Source organism: Robertmurraya mangrovi (assembly GCF_034427655.1).
Taxonomy (GTDB): domain Bacteria; phylum Bacillota; class Bacilli; order Bacillales; family Cytobacillaceae; genus Robertmurraya_A; species Robertmurraya_A mangrovi.
Genome location: NZ_JAXOFX010000001.1, coordinates 532549 through 547345, shown reverse-complemented (window position 1 = coordinate 547345; position 14797 = coordinate 532549). Strand labels below are relative to the sequence as shown.

At 34.8% G+C, this 14797-nt stretch carries 12 protein-coding genes; 3 read left to right on the top strand and 9 right to left on the bottom strand.

Annotated features, from left to right (window positions below; all coding sequences use genetic code 11):
* Positions 1-6 precede the first annotated feature (6 nt).
* On the top strand, positions 7-366 hold the full coding sequence (locus tag SM124_RS02745; protein WP_322444955.1) for a YugN family protein: 360 nt from the start codon (positions 7-9) through the stop codon (positions 364-366).
* A 46-nt stretch (positions 367-412) separates the two neighbouring features.
* Here the strand turns inward: SM124_RS02745 and SM124_RS02740 are convergent, their stop codons facing one another.
* Entirely contained in the window at positions 413-763 is a 351-nt protein-coding gene (locus tag SM124_RS02740) for an Asp23/Gls24 family envelope stress response protein (protein ID WP_322444954.1), read from the bottom strand.
* A gap of 306 nt (positions 764-1069) precedes the next feature.
* Between SM124_RS02740 and ytvI the strand changes: the two genes are divergently transcribed.
* Positions 1070-2128 carry a sporulation integral membrane protein YtvI gene (gene ytvI / locus SM124_RS02735; RefSeq protein ID WP_322444953.1) on the top strand — a complete coding sequence of 353 codons (1059 nt, stop codon included), beginning with the start codon at positions 1070-1072 and terminating at the stop codon, positions 2126-2128.
* A gap of 89 nt (positions 2129-2217) precedes the next feature.
* Here ytvI and SM124_RS02730 read toward each other — a convergent pair whose 3' ends face one another.
* From SM124_RS02730 to coxB, 7 genes are all read right to left on the bottom strand, one after another.
* Positions 2218-3390, bottom strand: a complete 1173-nt coding sequence (locus tag SM124_RS02730) for a GNAT family N-acetyltransferase (RefSeq protein ID WP_322444952.1) — start codon at positions 3388-3390, stop codon at positions 2218-2220.
* Between the two features lie 134 nt (positions 3391-3524).
* Positions 3525-3992, bottom strand: coding sequence for a DUF420 domain-containing protein (locus SM124_RS02725; protein ID WP_322444951.1), 468 nt, complete (start codon positions 3990-3992; stop codon positions 3525-3527).
* 209 nt (positions 3993-4201) lie between these two features.
* Entirely contained in the window at positions 4202-5116 is a 915-nt protein-coding gene (ctaG, locus tag SM124_RS02720) for a cytochrome c oxidase assembly factor CtaG (protein ID WP_322444950.1), read from the bottom strand.
* 239 nt (positions 5117-5355) lie between these two features.
* The gene (gene ctaF / locus SM124_RS02715) at positions 5356-5691 is read right to left on the bottom strand and encodes a cytochrome c oxidase subunit IVB (protein ID WP_322444949.1); all 336 of its coding nucleotides are present in this window, start codon (positions 5689-5691) and stop codon (positions 5356-5358) included.
* 4 nt (positions 5692-5695) lie between these two features.
* The gene (locus SM124_RS02710; protein WP_322444948.1) at positions 5696-6325 is read right to left on the bottom strand and encodes a cytochrome (ubi)quinol oxidase subunit III; all 630 of its coding nucleotides are present in this window, start codon (positions 6323-6325) and stop codon (positions 5696-5698) included.
* Complete coding sequence (ctaD, locus tag SM124_RS02705; protein WP_407691366.1) at positions 6325-8193, bottom strand: cytochrome c oxidase subunit I; 1869 nt, start codon at positions 8191-8193, stop codon at positions 6325-6327. The genes SM124_RS02710 and ctaD overlap by 1 nt, the downstream gene beginning before the upstream one ends.
* A 31-nt stretch (positions 8194-8224) precedes the next feature.
* Positions 8225-9295 (bottom strand): cytochrome c oxidase subunit II, encoded by a 1071-nt coding sequence (gene coxB, locus SM124_RS02700; RefSeq protein WP_322444947.1) that lies wholly within the window; start codon positions 9293-9295, stop codon positions 8225-8227.
* 955 nt (positions 9296-10250) lie between these two features.
* On the opposite strand from coxB, the gene SM124_RS02695 reads away from it, so the two are divergent.
* On the top strand, positions 10251-11207 hold the full coding sequence (locus SM124_RS02695; RefSeq protein WP_322444946.1) for a COX15/CtaA family protein: 957 nt from the start codon (positions 10251-10253) through the stop codon (positions 11205-11207).
* A gap of 60 nt (positions 11208-11267) precedes the next feature.
* On the opposite strand, the gene pyc is transcribed toward SM124_RS02695, so the two are convergent.
* The gene (pyc, locus tag SM124_RS02690; RefSeq protein WP_322444945.1) at positions 11268-14705 is read right to left on the bottom strand and encodes a pyruvate carboxylase; all 3438 of its coding nucleotides are present in this window, start codon (positions 14703-14705) and stop codon (positions 11268-11270) included.
* Positions 14706-14797 lie beyond the last annotated feature (92 nt).

The window sequence follows — 14797 nt, the reverse complement described above, 5'->3', positions numbered from 1 at the left end:
AATATTATGAAGTTCGGTAATACTGGATTAGACAAATTAAAAGCGGATTTAAGCCGTTTAGATGAAGTTATGTTAGAGCATGGTTTAGTTCGTGAAGGACAATGGGATTATGAAAGAGTTACATATGACCGTAAATTTGAATTAAAGGAAGGAGTATTCTACCTTCGAGTTCAAGGATATGCAGTAGAAGGAGATGTTGGTGCACACAAAGCTGTGATCCAATTATTAACTCCACTATTAGGCAAACATTATTATCCACATGGAATTGAATATGGTGAAGGAGAATCTTTCCCTAAAACTCTAGTAAGCCAATGTGAAAAAATCTTAACTGATGTAAAAGCTGAGATTGAGAAATTTGCTAACTAATCGTAATAACAGAAAAAAGACGCAAATAGCGTCTTTTTCTTTGCTTTTATTTAGTAAACACATCTAACAAGGTAACATTAATCTGTCTAACTGTTAAACCTGTTAATAATTGTATTTCTTCTTGAATCGTTTTTTGTAAGCGTTCAATTTTTTTAATCATGTTATAACCCTTTTGTATCATTAAATTTAGTTGAATAAGCACATCTTTATCATCAAATATTTTAATGTTTACGCCGTTTTTAACGACAGACCTTTTTTTGAGAAGAGTCGCTAAGAGATCATTTTTATATTTGTAAATGATTATTTCCCCATGTTCTGAAACATTAGATTCTATGATGGCAGTAATCACATTGTTTAAGGCTAATTCCTTCTCACTTGAAATGTGCCCCTTACTCATATGGCTCACCACTTTCATCAATTAATCTATATTAGTAATACTTTAAAAATGTATTTGAATGGAATATATAAAGAAAATCTAAATTAAGATGCTTACTTTTAAAACAATAAACAAATAAATATCTTACAATAATGGATTTTTGTTGTTTATTACATTAAATGCATAATATAATTTAATTGTTAATGATTTTAGGAAGATAAAATTAACTTATTTTGGTAATCGAACTTTATATAAAAAAAGTACATATAGACATTGTAAACCTATAAAGATTTCGCTTAATTTTTGTCATAAGAAAGGAGTCCCACTTTGTCCACATTCTTCTCTAAGAGGTTCTTTATTATCACATTAGTGGTTGTTTTGTTAGCTCTACTTGCTTACATCATATTACCGGTATCTGTACCTTTAATAGTTGCCTTTATAACAGCATTATTTTTGCATCCACTTGTCATGCTCCTTCAAGATAAGGCAAAAATAAATAGACAGTTGTCGGTATTAATTGTATTTTTAACATTTGTCTTCTTCATTGGCTTATCTGGATATTTCATTACGACAAAAGTAGTTGCAGAAGCCATTAAGATTGTTGAAAATTCACCGCAATATATTAATGAAATTACCCACGCCTGGTTAGATGCAGAAGAGAACTTAACAAATGCGGCTAAGGATTTACCTGCTGAGTTTGTTGATGAAATTAGTAACCAAGTTCAATCATTTTTGAATAAAACAAAAGATGACCTTGTCGCTTATGTAAATATAGATAACTTAAAAGCATTTTTAACGAATATCCCGAATTATTTAGTCAGCTTTTTGGTATACTTGATTGCGTTATTTCTATTCTTAATAGATTTACCGAGACTGCGAGACGGATTATACAATCATTTAACAGAGAAAACGGCTGATAAAGTGCACTTTATGACGTCTCGACTTTCGTACGTTATATTTGGTTTCTTTAAAGCTCAGTTTCTAGTTAGTGTCATTATTTTTCTCGTATCATTTATTGGTCTATTATTTATTACTCCGGAAATAGCATTGGTTATGGCCCTTATCTTATGGCTAATTGATTTTATACCTATAATCGGTTCCATCGTCATATTAGGACCTTGGGCGCTCTTCCATTTAATTATTGGAAATGTCGCTCTAGGTACGCAGCTGGCTATCTTAGCAGCAATTCTTTTAATTATTAGACGTACAGTTGAACCTAAAGTGATGGGAAGTCATATTGGCTTATCACCACTTTCAACATTAATCGCCATGTATTTAGGCTTAAAATTATTTGGAATACTAGGATTCATTATTGGACCACTAATCTTAATCGCCTTTAACTCAGCGAAAGAAGCAGGGATTATAAAATTAAACTTTAAGTTGTAAGCAACTGTACATTTTGAGTCGATTTGCTCTCTATTGAAAAAAGGTGAACCCTTTTAATAAAAGTGGTTCACCTTTTTAATTTGTCTCCTTTAAAAGAAATCATAGAAAAATGATTTTTGATTTGGAACTAGGCTTTCTAATGCTTCAATGTCTTCAGTACGTCCTGAGATCTCTTCAAGATAAAATAACTCTTGTGGTCGCTTGTAGCCTAGTAAAATGGCTGTTAAAGCATTTATATTTAGATGTATTCCTACTTTAGGTGGATTAGTACACTGACTACCTGGTTTGTTCTTAAAAACTTTAACCCCAGTACTAGAAATTTGGTATGTACCGTTATTCCATGGAGAGAATGAATCATCTACATGGAGAAATACATCCTTATCAGTCGAATTGAATGTAAATAACTCTAAGCATCTCTCAACATCCACAATCCGAGCCATAAAATAAGGGTAAACTTCCATTTTTACTTTCGGCTGGTTTAAATAGTATGGGAAGTTTGTGTGAATGGAAGTGATTATATTCACTTTATCAACCATAGAATCATGCTGACAAATAAAATTCCATAAACCCTTTTCAGCTTCATGATTCAATGTTACCACTTCTTGTATATCCATAACATTGTCTTTTAAACTATAGACAATGTAGCCTTTTCCATGCCCTTGCTCATTAAAGTATACTGCTACCTGTTGATTATGATAGACGTGATTAAGCCACCATTTAGTCGTTCTAACAAGTGTTCCAGAATACTGCTTTGCAAACTCCTTATATATGTCCTCAATTTGAGAGGTGTGCTTTTCCTTCGTAAATCTCTTTACTACTCCAGACACTTCTCCTACTTTTTTTAGATCCAACTTTTCAATCGTCGACTTCTTATAATCGGACATGATTTCCCATCCAAATTTTCTATAAAAACCGATATCAAATGGATGTAATAAAGAAATAATTTGTTTTGCTTCTCTCATTTCTTTCAAAGATTCTAGGATGAGAGATTTCACAAAGCCTCTTCTTCTATACTCTGGATAAGTAGCAACACCAGCTACCCCTCCCATCTTCCACTCCTGACCCTGTACATAAACAGATAGCGGTAAAATATGTAGCTTTGCAGCAAGTTGTTCATCATCCCATATACACAATACATTATGTTCTTTAAGCGTTTCCTTTCGCTTTGGAATATCCGCCTCTGGCACTTCATATTGAAAGGCATACATAGACAAATTCATCGATTCTAAATAATCTTTTTCGGTCAATTTTTTAATTTCCATATCTCTTTCTCCCTTAAAACTATTTCTGTTACTTATATTCTTTATTCCATCCAATAACCCCTTTATTTAAGACTATTATAGTAGCCCTTTATTTTTCAAGCAAAAAACCGTCACTCGTTTAGTGACGGTTTACATTAAAATCCTAAGATTGCTTTGATGACTGAAGTTGTTTCTCCACCATGGTAGAAAACATATAAAAGCAAATAAACGGCTACACCAGTTATAGCTGTAAAAAACCAGATAATGCTCGTAATGGGACCTAACTTTCTATGTTTGGCCAATTTATTATTGTATCCTGTTAAAAGAGTTACAATTCCAAACACTGCTCCCGTTGTGGCAAGTATGATATGAAAGACTAAGAATAAAGTATAGTAAATCTTAATATCCTCTGGTCCACCAAAAGCTGTATTTCCGACAAAGATGGTTCTTGAAGCATAAATGATAAAGAAGATAATAGCAAAAATAGCCGCTAGAAACATGGTCTTTTTATGCGCTTCTATTTTTCTCTGCTTAATTTGCCACCAACCAATAGCAACAGTTATAGCGCTAAGAACTATAAATGTAGTACTTATCGTTGGTAGTACTGGTAATGAATATTCCATAGTGTCTTCCTCTCTGTGCAAAAGTTCTCATCGTTCTAATGTTTGTTCATTAAACTAAGTTTGTTCATTAATCACACATTTTTAATTTTAGTAGACATAGTCTTATTTTTCAACACGCAAACTAGTTGTTTAAGGAAAGTTACTTAATTAGACATAATTAACATGAAAATAGTGAGTATCAAATAAAAAAGCATCGTTTTCCGATGCTTTTATTTTACAAATTGAGGATTTGATTGATTTAGTGCCTCTTTATCAACTTTTTCACTATCTCTTTGTTCTTTACGATACCAACTAAAAAAGATTTGCGCTAATACATATCCATACACAATCTCCTGAATGATTTTCATCAGTACTCCACCAAGTTGTTGATCATGGAGTAAAGACATCGAATTAAACATTTCAGGACCACTTAAATCTAATGTAGCTAACATCGATGGAGACACACAAAGCTCAAGGGCTTGCATCCATGCACGTGGATCTGAGAATGTAGCATACATAGGAGTATCTGCAAATATGATAAGGGCACATGCCGGGGTTAAAAGAATTCCATCAGCAAATATATACCCTACTTTTTTTAATCCACTTAAAGTCTGGTATTCCTCAAGTGTATTCACAAGTGGCCACCACATACATATAGCAAGAATGAAAATCAAACTAGTATATATAGCATGCAACCACATATCCACCTTAATGACATCAAATACATCAGGAATATGGTAAATAGAGAATACTCCATTGAATAAAATTAATGCAATTAAGGGCATCGTTAGAAAGTTAAAAACCCTTTTTATTACTGGCTTACTTAAAACGGTTCTCCAAACCCACTGTGGAATCCCCACTATTAATAAAGGAGGAATAACAAGATATAGAATAGCCATTTGTGTCATATGAGCATAAAACGTAATATGGCCCATTAAGTCCAAGGGAGATCCTTTAACTATATATAATAGAAGTATTGTAATTGTAAATATAATTGCTTCTTTTCTAGTTAAAGGTTCACTATGCTTAAATCGATTACGGTAAGTAACCGTTAATAGAAAATATCCAATTAAAACAGCTACCAATAAAAGAAAAAAGAACGGACTCCATAAAGCTTTAAATCCAAAAATATCTAGTGATAACATATATAGTTCACCTCTTTTATCATGAAGGCATTGTCAAAATTATTGCCCAGTAAATATATGTTCATACATAAAGATTGAACATTCTCTATTAATTATACTCTATCAAAAGCAGGTAAACAATGAAACAAAACTTCCTTTATTTTCTTAACTATTTCGGTGATAACAACTCCATAAGAATGGATAAACAATAAAATGACAAAAATAAAATCGGCTTTTAAAAAGCCGATTTTACTTTGTTATTAGATCCAAACAATTGTTACAAAAGCAAGAATTGTAATTAATCCTACTAATAAGCCAGAGTATAGGAATAAAGCAGGAGCTTCGTGCCCTTTATGACTCATATGCATGAAATAATACAATTGGAAAACTACTTGAACACATCCTAATAGCAAGATGAAAGGAACAATGAACCAGCTAGAAAATCCTTCATATCCTACAGCTACGAATGCTACAAGTGTTAAGAATATCATTAGAGCGAATGAGATAATTTGGTGTCTCATTTCCTCTGCACTTTTTTTGCGACGATATTCAATGTCTACTCTTGGGTTACCTGAGTTCGTTTGTTGACTCGCCATCAGTTTATCCCACCATTCCCATTAAATATACTACTGTGAAGATGAATACCCAAACAACGTCAATGAAGTGCCAGTATAAGCTTGCAACATAGAACTTCGGAGCATTGTAAAGGTTTAATCCTCTTTTTGAATTACGAATCATTAATGTTGTAATCCAAAGTAAACCGAAAGCAACGTGACCACCATGGAATCCAACTAATGTATAGAATGCCGAACCAAAGGCACTACTAGTAAATGTATGCCCAAATTCATGAACATAGTGATTAAACTCATAAATTTCAAGCAATAAGAATGCTAATCCTAGTAGAACAGTGATTCCTAACCATAGTTGCATTTTCTTAAAGTTAAAGTTCTTCATATGGTACATTGCATAAACACTTGTTAATGAACTTGTTAAAAGTAGCATTGTTGCTACAAATACTAGTGGTAATTCAAATAAATCCTTAGCAAGTGCGTGCTCTGCACTAGGAACTTTATCTTTTAAAGCAAGGTAAGTGGCAAAGAGAGAAGCGAAAAGAACTGTCTCTCCCCCTAAGAATAACCAGAAACCTAAAAATTTATTTTTTCCCTCGAGGGTTTGTTTTTCAGGCGAAGCTGGCCATGTTTCTAAAGTCATTTTTTCTTCAGCTGCCATTATGCCTTACCCCCTTTATCATCATCATTCATTAAATCTTCTTTGTGAATATGGAATCCGTGATCGTCTTTAACAGAACGGACCGCCATAGACAGGATAGTAATTAACATACCAATTACTAATACCGGTAAGCCCCAAGAGTAATCCACACGATACATTGCACCAAATGCAGCTACAAATAGTCCAAATGAAATCATAAATGGAATAAATGAAGAGTTTGGCATATGAATGTCACCAATTGGTTCAGCTGGTGTCATACCTTTTTTACCTTCCATTTTTTCTAACCAGTAAGCATCTAAACCACGAACTAATGGAAGTTGCTTAAAGTTGTAGAATGGAGGTGGAGAAGGAATCGCCCACTCAAGTGTACGGCCATCACCCCAAGGATCATTTCCAACTTGAACATTTTTAACTTGAGTAATAACAACGTTGATTAGTAAGATAACAACTGCTACAGCCATGAAGAATGCACCAACTGTACTAATCATATTACCTGTTTCTAAACCTTGACCTGGTAAGAATGTAAAGATACGACGTGGCATACCCATTAATCCTAAGAAATGTTGAATAAAGAATGTTAAATGGAAACCGATTAAGAATAACCAGAAAGTAATTTTACCTAAGAATTCATTTAACATTGTTCCAAACATTTTTGGCCAGTAGAAGTGAGTTCCAGCTAATAATCCTAGTACTACCCCACCTACGATAACGTAGTGGAAGTGAGCTACTACGAAATAACTATCATGGAACTGATAGTCAGCAGAAGCTGCTGCGTTCATGATACCAGTTACTCCACCTGCTACGAATGATGGAATGAATGCAATGGCATACAACATTGGAGTTGTGAAAGAGATACTTCCACCCCACATCGTAAATAACCAGTTAAAGATTTTAATACCCGTTGGTACTGCAATTGCCATAGTAGCAACAGCAAAAATAGCGTTAGCGATTGGACCTAAACCAGTTGTAAACATGTGGTGAGCCCATACCATGAATCCTAAGAAACCGATTAACACAGTTGCAAATACCATTGAAGAGTAACCAAACAGACGTTTTCTAGAGAACGTTGCAAAGATCTCAGAGAAGATACCGAATGCAGGTAAGATTAAGATATAAACTTCAGGGTGACCAAAAATCCAGAATAAATGCTCCCAGATAATTGTGTTACCACCGTTGGCTACATCAAAGAAATTAGCTCCAAATAGTCGATCGAAAATCATTAAGAAAAGACCAACTGTTAATGGAGGAAATGCAAATAGAATAAGTGCAGAAACTACAAACGATGACCAAGTAAACAATGGCATACGCATATAAGTCATACCAGGAGTACGCATATTTATGATTGTAACTAAGAAGTTAATACCACCGATTAATGTACCCGCTCCGGAAATCTGCAATCCTAGCGTATAGAAATCAATACCGTGACCTTCAGATGCTAATGATAAAGAAGCATAAGAAGTCCAACCAGCGTCAGGTGCTCCACCTAAGAACCATGAAAGGTTAAGGAACACACCACCAAAGAAAAATAACCAAAATCCTAATGAGTTTAGGAATGGGAATGCAACGTCACGTGCACCAATTTGAAGAGGCACAACGGCATTCATAAATGCGAACACTAAAGGCATCGCTGCCAAGAATATCATTGTTGTACCGTGCATGGTTAAAATTTCGTTATATAAACCAGCACTTACAAAATCATTGTTCGGTACAGCAAGCTGAATACGGATAAACATAGCTTCTAGTCCACCAAGGACGAAGAAGATACCACCAGCTATTAGATAAAGGATGGCGATTTTTTTATGGTCTACTGTTGTTAAATAGTCCCAAAGCGTCGCACCAAACCCTTTTTTCTGAGTATAGGTACTCACAATTTTACCTCCCTTTCAAACAATTCCCCAATTAATCCTGAACTTTTAAGTTCATTAAATACTCAGCAAGAGCATCTAATTCTTCTTCAGATAATTGACCATATGTTCCAGTCATTTTATTACCTGGTTTGTATACTTCAGGATCTCTTAACCAATTTTTTAATTCTTCTTCATTGTAATCTAAAATACCAGCGATACGAGAACGCTCACCGAAGTTAGATAAGTTAGGTGCAAGTCGAGCCGCCTCAGGCGCACTGTTAGAAGGTGTAACAGCGTGACATCCAATACAGCTGTTGTTAAAGATTTCTTGACCTTGTTGTGCTAAAGGTGTTTCAGCTTTAGCTGGATCTTCTACATCTTGCATTGCAGTAACCCATTGGTCAAACTCTGCACGAGGTAAAGCCTTAACTTTAAAGTCCATTAGAGCATGTGAAGGTCCACAAAGCTCAGCACATTTACCATAGAATAAGTCTCCTGCTTCATTAGCAGCTTCTTGGTCAAACTCTAACCAGAATTTGTTAACTCCGTCAGTGTTTGTGTCCATTTTACCACCGACAGCAGGAATCCAGAATGAGTGTTTAACATCAGAAGCTTTAATGTTGAAGTACACTCTTTCACCTGTTGGGACTACTAAATCTTGGGATGTAACGATTTTTTGGTCAGGGTATTCAAACTCCCACCAATATAGATTTGCACGTACATTTACTACGAGCACATCTCTTTCACCATTTTCATTTAATTCTTCCATTGGTGATACATCTGCAAGTTTAAATGTAGATGTAACAGTTGGTACAGCAAGAATTAAAAGTAAGATAATCGGAATAACTGTCCAGATAATCTCTAAAGTGTGACTTCCCTCTACTTGTTTTGGAATTTTCTCATCTTTACGACGGAATTTAAAAATAACAATAAGGAAGATCAGTGTTACAACAACAATTACTCCCACCATAATTGCTGTAGATAACAGCATTAAATCATATTGCGTTTTCGCAACTTCACCGGCTGGTCTTAACGTTGATAGGAACGGTTCACCACAACCGGAGAGAATGAGCGTCATGATCGTAAAAAGTGAAAACAGACGCCATTTCGCAAGCCTTTTCATAGCTTAATCAAACCCCTCTTTCGTGAAATATTTCTTTGAATTGTTTGATCAAAAAAATTTATAGATAAATTCTCTTTACTATTTCTCTAGTAAAGAAAGAATCCCCTAACAAAATTATTGAGTGTGACATTTAACATAGACACAAACATGATAGTTAGATATTGTAGAGCACAGAACATCTAATTTAAACCCTTTTTATCAACTTTCATTCTTTGTATCCATATTAACCGATAAATAGCCATCCTATAATCCTAACCGTGGCAGAAGTACCTTCAAGAATCCATAATAAAATGGTAGCGGTAACAAATACTAACACCCACATCATCAAGAATAATAGGAAATAAACTAATGTCATAAAAAAACAAACTATAACAACTATACTACTTATCCACATCTAAAGCTATATACAATATAAAGATAAGGATAAAAATTTAGAAATGAAATATTTTCACTATCTAAATTGTAGTAATATTGTTAAAGAATTATGTCGAAAAACATGTATTCCTCCTGTATATTAAATCACACTTTCAAAGGTTTTTGTGAATTTTTTTTGAAATATTTATGAATAATTTGTGACCTAATTATAAAATTACAGGAACATGAGGATATTTTTGTAAAATAGCAATTCGTAAAATCCGATATAATTTTTGTCGTTTCATATTATATATGCTTAATCCTTCATGCCACTTACGACTATTGCCCCTAGAAATCAGCAATACCATATACCCCCTATATATTTCTAGCAAACTCCTTCCCAAGTTTCAACCTTTTTTAATATAATTACATTGATATTTTTTATTGTTGTAAATTCGATTAATATTGTGTACTATCGAAAAGGTGGATAAAAAGAGTATTTTACCTTATTCACTATATTTTTATTTCCAAAGAAGGATTTTAAATATATATTAGAATTTTTTATATCTCCGATTATTAATTAATAGTAGAAGGTGATTACTTGCAACGTGCACTAAAATGGTTTGCTGTGTTAACAACTTTTGGAATGCTACTCATTTTATTAGGAGGAGCACTTGTTACTAAAACAGAATCCGGTATGGGATGTGGACGATCATGGCCATTATGTAACGGACAATTAATTCCAACGGATATTACCCCAGAATTGGTTATAGAACTTGCACACCGCGTCGTTTCAGGTGGAGTTGGGATTATGGTTTTAATCTTATCTGTCTGGACATGGAAAGCAATCGGCCATATTAGGGAAACTAAATTTTTATCATTGTTGTCATTCTTTTTCTTAGTCCTTCAGGGGCTAATAGGAGCTGCTGCTGTAGTTTGGGGGCAATCTGATTTTGTACTTGCCCTACATTTCGGAATCTCGCTTATCTCATTTTCTGCAGTATTGCTATTAACTCTCTTAATTTTTGAAGTAGATAAAAGATTTGAAGCTGAAAAACTTATCATTGATAGTAGATTAAGGAAACATATTATTGGAGTGAGCTTATATAGTTATATCGTAGTGTATACTGGGGCGTTAGTTCGCCACGTAAATGCTAGTTTAGTTTGCCGGGATTGGCCTTTATGTATAAATTCAGAACCTGGGCTACCAACAAACTTCTATGAGTGGGTTCAAATGGGACACCGCTTTGCTGCTGGTTTAATCTTTATTTGGATTGGTTATATTACCTATCTAGCAATTAAACACTATAAACACCAAAAAGTTGTGTACTGGGGTTCAATTATAGCCTTTACCTTAGTTTCACTTCAAGTTATGTCAGGAGCATTAGTTGTTCTGACTAGACTAAATCTTTATATTGCTCTCTCTCATGCGTTTTTCATCTCTTGTTTATTCGGTGTTTTAAGTTATTTCATCTTACTAGTGTCTAGAAGTAAGAAGAATGAAAAGTCATTAGGAAATACAGAAGTTAATTCTAAGCCAACTTCCATGACTCCATAAAAAAGATAATAAATAAAAAGTTGCAGCCAATTGGCCGCAACTTTTTATTTGTTTTATTTACTATTTAGACAACTCAATTAATAAATCACCTGTTTGTATTGCTTCACCATTAGCTACATAGATGTCTTTTACTACTCCAGAGAAAGGTGCTTGAACAGTGGTTTCCATTTTCATAGCTTCCGTAATCATGAGGTGATCTCCTCTTTCCACTTTCTCCCCTTTTTCTACTAATACTTTAATGACTGTACCTGGCATAGATGCAGCAATATGGTTTTCATCTTTTGGATTTGCTTTCATTTTCGTTGCTACTGTTGATTTAATACTTTCATCCTTAACAACAATTTCACGTGGCTGGCCATTCAGCTCGAAATAGATTACTCTCGTTCCATCAGCTTGAGGCTGACCAATAGAAACGAGCTTAACAATCAATGTTTTACCAACTTCAATCTCTACTTCAATTTCTTCTCCCAATCTCATACCATAAAGGAATGTAGGAGTATCTAGTACTGAAATATCTCCAAATAGTTCTACGATATTTGTATATTCCTTAAACACTTTAGGGTATAAGGCATATGCGATTGCATCAAAATCTGTAATTGGGCGAGCCAGTTCTTTAAAGAGTTCTTCTTTAATTTCATTGAAATTCACTTCTTCTAAAAGTTCTCCAGGACGAACTGTAATTGGTTCTCTCCCTTTTAAGATGACTCTCTGTAATTCTTTAGGGAATCCACCATATGGCTGACCGAGGTACCCTTCAAATAGCTCAACTACTGAGTCTGGGAAATCAAGGTTTTCCCCTCTAGTTAGAACATCCTCTTCAGATAATTGGTTTTGAACCATATATAGTGCCATGTCACCTACTACTTTGGAAGACGGAGTAACTTTAACGATGTCACCAAACATTTTGTTTACGCGAGAGTACATTTCTTTAACTTGTTCCCACTGGTCTCCTAACCCGACTGCCTTAGCTTGTTGCTGTAAGTTACTATATTGACCTCCTGGCATTTCGTGCTCATATACTTCCGTATGTGGAGCGACCATACCACTTTCAAAATCTCTATAGTATTTTCTAACATCTTCCCAATAATAAGATAATTGTTCGAGTGATTTAATGTTTACGTTTGGCTTTCTGTCTGTTCCCTCTAGAGCATAATAGAGTGTATTTGCACTTGGTTGTGAAGTTAGTCCAGCCATTGTACTTAAAGCAACGTCTACAATGTCTACTCCTGCATCAATCGCTTTAGCATAGGTGTAAATACCATTTCCGCTAGTATCGTGAGTGTGTAGGTGGATAGGAATATCAATTGTCTCTTTTAGCTCAGAGATTAATTTGTAGGCTGACTGTGGTTTTAATAAACCAGCCATATCTTTAATACATAAAATATGTGCACCTTGTTGCTCTAATTCCTTTGCAATACTCTTATAGTAATTTAAGTCATATTTACTTCTACTCGGATCTAAGATATCACCCGTATAACAAATAGAAGCTTCAGCGATTTTACCTGTCTGTCTAACAGCGTCAATCGCTACTTCCATCCCTCTAACCCAGTTTAAACTATCAAATATTCTGAATACGTCTATTCCTGTATGTGCTGATTTCTCAACAAACTCTCGAATAACGTTGTCAGGGTAATTTTTATATCCAACAGCATTGGATGCTCTTAGAAGCATTTGGAATAATACGTTTGGTATTTGCTCTCTTAAAGTTAGTAGTCTATCCCATGGATCTTCTTTTAAGAATCGATAGGCAACATCAAACGTTGCTCCACCCCACATTTCATAGGAGAACATCTCTGGTAAAAGCTTTGCAGTAGGTTCAGCAATGTGACTAATATCCGTTGTTCTAACACGAGTAGCTAATAATGATTGATGTGCATCTCTAAAAGTTGTATCTGTTAATAATACTTCTTTTTGATTTTTAATCCATTTAACTAATCCATCGGCACCTTGCTCATCTAGAATTTGTTTAGTTCCTTTTGCAAACTCTATACTACCTACTTTTGGTACACGAGGTTTTTCAAATACAGGTTTCTTCTTCTTCTCAATTCCCGGAAATCCATTGACAGTCACATTACCGATGTAAGATAACATTTTTGTACCACGGTCTTTTCTAACTGGGAACAGGAATAATTCAGGTGTTTTATCAATGAAAGATGTGTCATACTCACCTGATATGAAATTAGGGTGCCTTACTACATTCTCTAGGAATGGAATGTTTGTTTTTATACCACGGATACGGAACTCTTGTAAATTTCGGTCCATTTTTGCTGCCGCTTGCTCGAAAGTCATAGCCCAAGTAGATAATTTGACTAATAATGAGTCATAGTACGGTGTAATAACTGCTCCCTGGAATCCGTTACCTGCGTCAAGACGTACACCAAACCCACCACCTGAACGATAAGCCATGATTTTACCCGTGTCAGGCATAAAATTATTTAATGGATCTTCAGTCGTTACACGAGACTGTATAGCATAGCCATTGATTTTAATATCCTCTTGCTTCGGTATTCCAATCACTTCAGAGTGTAAATGATGTCCTTCTGCTACTAATATTTGTGTTTGTACGATATCCACGCCTGTAACCATTTCTGTAATGGTATGTTCTACTTGTACTCGTGGATTAACTTCGATGAAATAGAATTCACCCCCCGCGACCAAGAATTCTACCGTACCTGCATTTATATAGTCTACATTTTTCATTAACTCTACAGCTGCATTACATATATCATCACGTAACTGACTTGAAATGGATACACATGGTGCTACCTCTACTACTTTTTGATGCCTTCTTTGAACAGAACAGTCACGTTCAAAAAGGTGAATGATGTTCCCGCTATTATCACCAATAATTTGGACTTCAATATGCTTTGGTTTTTCAATAAACTTCTCTACATACACTTCATCATTGCCAAAGGCGGCTTTAGCTTCAGATTTCGCTCGATCATAAGACTCTCTTATTTCTTCTGGGCTTCGGACAATTCTCATGCCTCGACCTCCGCCCCCTAGAGATGCTTTTATAATAATCGGGAATCCATGTTGCTTACCAAAACTGACCACTTCCTCTAGGCCTTTAACTGGACCGTCTGAACCAGGAATAACTGGAATATTCGCTAACTGCGCTTGGGATCTAGCCTTTACTTTATCCCCAAACATATCAAGATGCTTAGATTTTGGTCCAATAAAAATAATGCCTTCTTCTTCACATCTTCTAGCAAATTGAATATTTTCTGATAAGAAACCATACCCTGGATGAATGGCATCAACGTCACTTAATTTTGCTATCTCAATAATATTTTCAATATCTAAATAAGCATCAATAGGTTTTTTTCCTTCTCCAACTAAGTAAGCTTCATCAGCTTTATAACGGTGATAGGAACCGGAGTCTTCTTTAGAATAGATTGCTACGGTACGAATATTTAATTCGGTACATGCGCGAAATACGCGAATAGCAATCTCTCCCCTGTTAGCTACTAGTACTTTGTTGATTCTTCTACTCAAAAGAAACACCTCATCTTATTCTATATAGTATGTCCCCTAATTCACTATTGAAATAAAGAACAGAATTAACGCGTCAATTAATTAGAGTGCGA

Bases quoted from the DNA above. Each gene is read 5' to 3' on its own strand.
- SM124_RS02745 (WP_322444955.1), top strand. From the start codon at position 7: ATGAAGTTCGGTAATACTGGATTAGACAAATTAAAAGCGGATTTAAGC.
- SM124_RS02740 (WP_322444954.1), bottom strand. From the start codon at position 763: ATGAGTAAGGGGCACATTTCAAGTGAGAAGGAATTAGCCTTAAACAAT.
- SM124_RS02725 (WP_322444951.1), bottom strand. From the start codon at position 3,992: ATGGAATATTCATTACCAGTACTACCAACGATAAGTACTACATTTATA.
- SM124_RS02730 (WP_322444952.1), bottom strand. From the start codon at position 3,390: ATGGAAATTAAAAAATTGACCGAAAAAGATTATTTAGAATCGATGAAT.
- coxB (WP_322444947.1), bottom strand. From the start codon at position 9,295: ATGAAAAGGCTTGCGAAATGGCGTCTGTTTTCACTTTTTACGATCATG.
- SM124_RS02710 (WP_322444948.1), bottom strand. From the start codon at position 6,325: ATGGCAGCTGAAGAAAAAATGACTTTAGAAACATGGCCAGCTTCGCCT.
- ctaG (WP_322444950.1), bottom strand. From the start codon at position 5,116: ATGTTATCACTAGATATTTTTGGATTTAAAGCTTTATGGAGTCCGTTC.
- ctaF (WP_322444949.1), bottom strand. From the start codon at position 5,691: ATGGCGAGTCAACAAACGAACTCAGGTAACCCAAGAGTAGACATTGAA.